A 7,731-nucleotide genomic window follows, 5' to 3' on the forward strand; every position below is an offset into this window, starting at 1 on the left:
GCACCGCAACCGACCCACCACGCAACAACACCTGCTCACCAAACAACCCCAACACCGAACCACCCAACACACCACCATCACCACCACCCACACCCCACTCCCCGAGCATCCGCTCCAACTCCGGCTCCGTCAGGACGTCGAGCCGGCCGAGCGGCAGGGCCGCATCCGTGACCAGGGTGTGCATGATGTGGACGAAGCGGTCCAGGATCTGCTGGGCGGACGTCTCGTCGTAGACGTCGGGACGGTAGTCGAGCCGGAAGTGCATGGTGTCGCGGGCCGAGCCCACCAGCATCAGCGGGTAGTGGGTGGCCTCGCGGTCCTTGCCCGGGGTAAGGCGTACGCCCGCGCCGAGGCCGTCGCCCGCAACGTCGGCGCGCTCGACGGGGTAGTTCTGGAAGACCATCGAGGTGTCGAAGAGTTCGCCCTGCCCGATCGCCCGCTGGATCTCGGCCAGCTCCAGGTGCTGGTGTGGCGCGAGGCGAGTGTGCTCGTCCTGCACGCGGGTGAGAAGGTCGCCGAGCGTCTCGGCGGGGCGCAGCCTGACCCGGGTGGGCACGGTGTTGATGAACAGGCCGACCATGCGTTCGACGCCCTCGATCTCCGGGGGGCGCCCGGAGACCGTGGTGCCGAAGACGATGTCGTCACGGCCGGTGTGCTTGGCGAGCACCAGGCCCCAGGCCGTCTGGACGACGGTGTTCAGGGTGACGCCGCGGCTGCGTGCGAGTTCGCTGAGCCGTCGGGTGTCCGCGCTGCTCAGGGTGGTTTGGACGGCCGCGCTGGTCACGGTGGTGCGGCCGGCTTCCGGGGCGATCGGGGTGGGTTCGGTCAGGTCGGCGTAGGCCGTGCGCCAGGCGTCGCGGGCGGCCTCCCGGTCCTGGGCCGCCAGCCAGTTGATGTACTCCCGGTAGGGCCGGGCGCGGGGCAGGCTGTTGGTGTCGCCGCCGTTCTCGTACAGGGTGAAGAGTTCGCCCATCAGGATGGGCAGCGACCAGCCGTCCAGGACCAGGTGGTGGTTGGTGAGGACGAGGCGGTGCAGGTCGGGGCCGAGGCGGAGCAGGGTGAAGCGCAGCAGCGGCGGGCGGGTGACGTCGAACCTGGCGGTGCGGTCGGCGACCATGGCGGCGTCGGCGGCTTGGGCACGGTCCGCTTCGGGCAGGGCCGTGAAGTCGGTCTCGGTCCAGGGCAGCGGGACTTCCTGGAGGACGATCTGCGCCCAGTCGCCGTTCTTGCGCTGGCGGAAGGCGACGCGCAGCGCGGAGTGGCGGGCGAGCAGGGCCGTCGCCGCGGCGCGCAGGGCCGTCTTGTCGAGCTGGCCGTCGATGTCGAAGGAGGCTTGGACGACGTACGGGTCGAGTTCGCCCTCGTCGTACACGCTGTGGAAGAGCAGGCCCTCCTGGAGCGGGGCCAGTGCCAGGATGTCCTCGATCTTGCGCGGGTTCCGACTCACTTCTGGGCCTCTTCTTCGTCAGCAGCGTGTACGTCGTCGTCGAGGTCGGTGAACTCGTCGTCGGCGAAGAGGTCGCCGAGTTCGTCCTCGAATGCTTCGATCTCGTCCTGGGTGATCGAGCCCAGGGAAACGTCGGACGGGGTCAGCCCGCCCGCCTCGGGGTTGTCGGCGTGGGTGACGAGGCCGCCCAGTGCCTGGAACCAGAGTTCGGCCAGGGCGCGTACCTGTGTCTCGTCGATGACTGCGGTGGCCCAGCTCCAGGTGGCCACGAGCTGGGAGCCGCCCGGGGCGTCGTGGGTGCGGGCGGTGAGTTCCAGCGGGTGCGCGAGGGGCAGGTGCGGGGGGTCGCCCGCGACGGCCGTGCGGCCGGCGAGCGGGGTCCAGTCCGCGGCGTCCGGGCCGTCCGCCGCGGTGAAGCGGCCGAGGTAGTTGAAGGCGACCTGGGGTTCGGGCAGGTCGGCGAAGCCGGCGGCGGTGCTGGGGTTCAGGTGGCGCACCAGGCCGTAACCCATGCCCTTGTCGGGTACGGAGCGCAGTTGTTCCTTGATGCGTTTGAGTACGGCGCCCGCGGTCGGGCCGCCGGCGAACGCATCGGCGAGGTCGGGTTGGCCGCTGTCGAGGCGTACCGGGTACAGGTTGGTGAACCAGCCGACGGTGCGGGACAGGTCGCTGCCTTCGGCCACCTGTTCCTCGCGGCCGTGGCCCTCCAGGTCGAGCAGGAGCGGGGTGCCGTCGCGCCAGCGGGTCCAGGCCATGGCGAAGGCGGTCAGCAGGACGTCGTTGACCTCGGCGTGGTAGGCGGCGGGCAGCCTGGTCAGGACGGCTTCGGTGACCTCGGTCGGCAGGGTGACGTCGATGCGGCCCGCGGTGGCCTGGGTGTCTCGTGCGGGGTCGAGGGCGCGCCGGCCCAGGCGCGGGTCCGGGGCGCTGAGGACCTGCTGCCACCAGGTGGCGTCGGCGACCCGGGCCGGGGTGGCTGCCTGTTCGGTCAGCCGCTGCGACCAGCGGCGCAGCGAGGTGCCGACGGCTTGCAGGGTGGGTTGTTTGGCTGCCGCGACGGCCTGGTACGCCTCGGCGAGGTCGGGTACGAGGATGCGCCAGGAGACGCCGTCGACGACCAGGTGGTGCAGGAGCAGCAGGAGCAGTCCGTGGGTGTGGGGGCCGCGGTCGAGCCAGACGACCTGGACCAGGGTGCCGTCGGCGAGGTCGAGCCGGTCGCGGGCGGCCTCGCCGGCGCGGTGGAGCACCTCGTCCACGGCTGCTTCGGTGGCGCCGGTGGCGTCGATCCGGTGGACGAGGTGGGTGGCGTCGACGGCGCCGGGGGCGCGGACCTCAAGGCGTGGCTGGGGGGTGCGGGTGAGGCGGGCGCGGAGTGCGTCGTGGTGGTCGATGACGGCCTGTACGGCGTGGCGGAGGGTGTCGGTGTCGAGCCCGGTGGGTGCTTGGAGCACGAGCGACATGTTGAAGGCGTCCAGGTCGTCGCCGCGGGCGAGCAGCCAGTGCATGATCGGGGTCAGTGGCACGTCGCCGATGCCGGCGCCGGGTTCTTCGACGGCCGCGCCGACGGCTTCAGTGGCGATGTCGGCGAGTGCAGCGACGGTGCGGTGCTCGAAGATGTCGCGTACGGAGATCTCCAGGCCGGCGCGGCGGGCGCGGCCGACGAGTTGGATGGAGAGGATGCTGTCGCCGCCGAGGTCGAAGAAGCCGTCGTCGATGCCGACCTCGTCCAGCCCGAGGATGTCGGCGTACAGCGCGCACAGGGTGCGTTCGCGGTCGGTGCGGGGTGCCTGGCCTGCGGGTTCGTGATGGGTGGCGGGGTCGGGCAGGGCGGCCCGGTCGAGTTTGCCGTTGGCGGTGAGCGGCAGTGCGTCGATGGGGGTGACCACGGACGGCACCATGTAGTGCGGCAGGTTTTCGTCCAGGTGGGCGCGGAGGGTGCGGCCGAGGTCGGGGGCGCTGGTCGCGGACCGCGGGACGACGTAGGCGATGAGTCGGGTGGGGCCGCCGGCTTCCTGGTGGGTGACGACGACCGCGGTGTCGACGGCGGGGTGGCCGGCGAGCACGGCTTCGACCTCGCCGAGCTCGACGCGGAAGCCGCCGATCTTGACCTGGTGGTCGACGCGGCCGAGGAATTCGAGCTTGCCGGTGCGGTTCCAGCGCACGACGTCGCCGGTGCGGTACATGCGGGTGCCGGGTCCGTCGAAGGGTGAGGCGACGAAGCGTTCGGCGGTGCGGTCAGGCCGGCCGATGTAGCCGCGGGCGAGTTGGGCGCCGCTGATGTAGAGCTCGCCGCGGACGCCGGTGGGTACGGGCTCCAGGGCGGCGTCCAGGACGTAGGCGCGGGCGTTCCACAGCGGTTGGCCGATGGGGGCCGACGAGGGCCATTCGTCGGTGTCGGCGGGGAGGGTGGTGGAGGTGGCGGCGTGGGTTTCGGCGGGCCCGTAGATGTTGTGGGCCATCCGGGGCCAGCCGCCGGCGCAGAAGGCGCGCAGTTCGTCGCTGAGGCGGAACTGTTCGCCGCCCTGGAAGAGGTCGGTGAGCGAGTCGAGCGGCGGGCCGCGGTCGGCCGCCGCGGCCAGCAGGGCGTCGATCACCAGGGTGGGGGCGAAGAGTTCGTTGATCTGGTGCCGGTTGATCCAGGCGGCCAGTTCGTACGCGTCGCGCCGGGTGTCTTCCGTGGGGATGACCAGGGTCTTGCCGGTGACCAGGGCCTGGAGGATCTCTTGGACGGCGAAGTCGAAGGACAGGGCGAGGAACTGTGCGGTGCGGGTGCCGACGCCGCCGTTGTAGCTGCTGGTGTGCCAGGCGAGCAGGTTGACCAGCGAGGACATCGGCATGACGACGCCCTTGGGGGTGCCGGTCGACCCCGAGGTGTAGACGACGTACGCGGGGTGGCGCGGGTCCAGCGGCCGGACGCGGTCGGCGTCGGTGAGGGCGGTTTCGGCCGCGGCGGCGATCCGCGCGGCGTCGGCGGGGTCGTCGATGACCAGGTGCCTGGTGGGTGTGTCGCTGCGCAGCGGGTGGGTGGGGGTGGCACTGCGCAGTGGGTGGGCGGGTGTGGCGGACCGCGGGTCGGTGGGTGTGTCGCCGAGCAGCGGGCGGGTGGCCAGGTTGCTGAGGACGGCGCGGGGTGTGCAGTCGGCGATGATGGCGCGCAGCCGCTGTTCGGGGGCGGCGGTGTCCAGGGTGAGATAGGCGGCGCCGGTCTTGAGGACCGCCAGCAGGGCGACGACGAGTTCGGGGGTGCGGGGCAGCGCGATGGCCACGATGTCGTCGCCGCCGATCCCCTCGGCGGCCAGGGTGTGGGCCAGCCGGTTGGCCCGGGCTTCCAACTCCGCGTAGCTGAGGTCGACTTCGTCGGTGCGGACGGCGGTGGCGGTCGGGTTGTCCGCCACCTGGCGTTCGAACTGGCGGGGCACGGGGTGGGCGGGCACCGGGTGGGCGGGTGCGTTCCACTCGTGCAGGATGCGGTGTCGCTCGTCGGGCAGCATGACGTCGAGTTGGCCGATGGGGCGCTCGGGGTCGGCGACGGCGTCGGTGAGCAGGTGCAGCAGCCGGTCGGCGAATCCGGCGACGGTGGGCCGGTCGAAGAGGTCGGCGTTGTACTCGACGGCGACGTGCATGCCGGCCGCCTCGCCGCCGGGGCCGTAGGTCTCGTCGAAGAAGAAGGCGAGGTCGAACTTGGCCCGGCCGGTCTCCGGCGCCTGGACGTCGGCGGTCAGGCCCGGCAGCCGCATCACGTCGAGGGCTTCTTGGTTGTTGTCGAAGCCGAGCAGGACCTGGAAGAGCGGGTGGCGGGCGAGCGAGCGGACCGGGCTGAGGACCTCCACCAAGCGCTCGAAGGGCAGGTCCTGGTGGGCGTAGGCACCGAGGTTGGTTTCCCGTACGCGGGCGATGAGTTCGCTGAAGGTGGGGTTGCCCGCGGTGTCGGTGCGCAGCACCAGGGTGTTGACGAAGAATCCGACGAGTTCTTCGACGGCGACGTCGGTGCGGCCCGCGATGGGGCTGCCGATGGGGATGTCGGTACCGGCGCCGAGCCGGCCGAGCAGGGTGGCCAGGGCGGCCTGGGCGACCATGAACAGGCTGGAGCGGGTTTCGCGGGCCAGGTCGGCGAGGTCTTCGTGGAGCGCTGCGGGGATGGTGACGTGCACCCGGCCGCCGCGGTGCGACTGCTGCGGGGGCCGCGGCCTGTCGGTGGGCAGCTCCAACTCTTCGGGCAGGTCGGCAAGGGCCGTGCGCCAGTAGCCGAGCTGTCGGGAGATCTCGCTGTCCTGGTCGTCCTCGGCGCCCAGGACGGCGCGCTGCCACAGGGTGTAGTCGGCGTACTGGACCGGCAGCGGCTGCCAGGTCGGGGCGCGGCCGGCGACGCGGGCCGTGTAGGCGAGCGAGAGGTCACGGGCCATCGGGCCGAGGGACCAGCCGTCGCTGGCGATGTGGTGCAGCACCAGAACGAGGGCGTTGCGCTGCTCGGGGGCGGAGAACAGCCAGGCTCGTACGGGTAGTTCGGCGGTGAGGTCGAAGGGGTGGGAGGCGGCCTGGTGGATGGCTTCGGTCAGCTCCTGCTGGCTCACCTCGCGTTCGATGAGCTCCGGTCGTGCCTGGGTGGCGGGCAGGATGACCTGGCGCGCCCCGTCGGTCTCGTCGGCGAACAGGGTGCGCAGGCTCTCGTGCCTGGCGACGACGTCGGCGAGGGCCTGGCGCAGGGCCGGCCGGTCGAGCGAGCCGGTCAGCCACAGGGTGACGGGGATGTTGTAGGTGGCGCTCGGGCCCTCCAGGTTGTGCAGGAACCACAGCCGCTGTTGGGCGTAGGAGAGGGGGATGCGGGCCGGCCGGGCCATGGGTTGGATGGCGCGCCGGGCACCGGACGCCTCTTCGATGGCCTCGGCGAGGCCGGCGACGGTGGGTTGCTCGAAGAGCCGGCGGATGGAGACTTCGACGCCGAGCACCGAACGCACCCTGCTGAGCAGGCGTACGGCGGACAGGGAGTGGCCGCCGCGCCCGAAGAAGTCGTCGTCGATGCCGATGGTGGGCACGTCGAGGAGTTCCGCGAAGAGGGTGCACAGGACCTGTTCGCGCGGGTTGCGCGGGCCGCGGAGCCGGGTGGGCCGCTGGGCCTGGTCGGTCCCGGGGGTGTGGCCGGTGGGTGTGTCGAGCAGCCGCAGCGCGCCGTCGTGGGTCCAGCGGGCCCGGTGTTCGGTGCGCTGCGTGCTGCCGCCCGCGCCCGGCAGCCCGGTGGTGTCGGGCCCGTCGGGTTGGGCCGTGCTGGTGGGCCGTTCCCCCTGGTCGGGGCCGGCCAGGTGGAGCCGGCCCGGCAGGCCGGGGGGCACCGGGTGGCCGGCCTCGTCCAGGACGTGGACGAGGCTGCCTGGCGCCGCCTCGGGCAGGCCGGCCGCGGCGAGTGCGGCGGCGACGGCGGGCCTGGTGGCGTCGCTCCAGTCGGTCAGCAGCCGGCCGAGTGCGGCGGTGTCGGCGAGGCCGGTCGCCGACAGGGCGCGGTCCGGTGCGGCGGTCATGGTGGTGAGCAGCCGGTGGAAGGCGTCGCCGATGGCGCGTACGGTCTCCAGGTCGAACAGGTCGGCGCTGAACTCCAGGTCCGCGTGGATGCCGGCGGGTGTGCCGCGGGCATCGAACTCCTCGGTGAGCTCGAAGTTGAGGTCGAACTTGCTGTCCTCGATGGGCAGCCGCTCCAGCTCGGTGGCGATCCCGGGCAACGTGGTGACCTCGGCGACCACGGCTGCGGGGTCGGTGTGGTGCAGCGTCAGGGAGACCTGGAAGAGCGGGTGGCGGGAGAGCGAGCGCTCGGGGTTGATGACCTCGACCAGCCGCTCGAAGGGCAGGTCCTGGTGGGCGTAGGCGGCCAGGCCCCGTTCCCGTACCCGCTCGATGAGCTGCACGGGCGTCGGGTCGCCCGAGGTGTCGGTGCGGAACACCAGGGTGTTGGCGAAGAACCCGACGAGCTCTTCGACCGCGGTGTCGGTACGCCCTGCGATGGGGCTGCCGACGGGGATGTCGGTGCCGGCGCCGAGCCGGGTGAGGAGGGCGGCCAGGCCGGCCTGGAGGACGAGGAAGACGCTGGAGCCCGTGGCGCGGGCCAGCGCGGTCAGCTCGCGGTGCAGGGCGGGCGGCAGGTGGAAGGTGTGGACGCCACCGCGCTGCGTCGTCTGCTCCACGCGCGGGCCGGGGGGCCCGCGCCCGGGGGGGCCCCCCGCCCCCGGCCCCCCCCCCCGGCCCGGGGGGGGGGGGGGGGGGGGCCGGCCGGGGGGGGGGGGCGGGGGGGCCCCCCC

General features: G+C 72.7%; 1 protein-coding gene and 1 pseudogene. Both read right to left on the minus strand.

Going from position 1 to position 7,731, the window contains the following annotated elements; genetic code table 11:
• Positions 1-1,447: condensation domain-containing protein (locus tag AAHZ94_RS24270; protein WP_349995207.1), on the minus strand; the 1,447-nt coding region annotated here is incomplete at its 3' end.
• Positions 1,444-7,608, minus strand: a pseudogene (locus AAHZ94_RS24275) (amino acid adenylation domain-containing protein); the annotation flags it as partial. The pseudogene AAHZ94_RS24275 and the gene AAHZ94_RS24270, both read right to left, overlap by 4 nt.
• Between the last annotated feature and the right edge of the window lie 123 nt (positions 7,609-7,731).

It is taken from the genome of Streptomyces sp. HSW2009 (genome assembly GCF_040240285.1).
GTDB lineage: Bacteria > Actinomycetota > Actinomycetes > Streptomycetales > Streptomycetaceae > Streptomyces.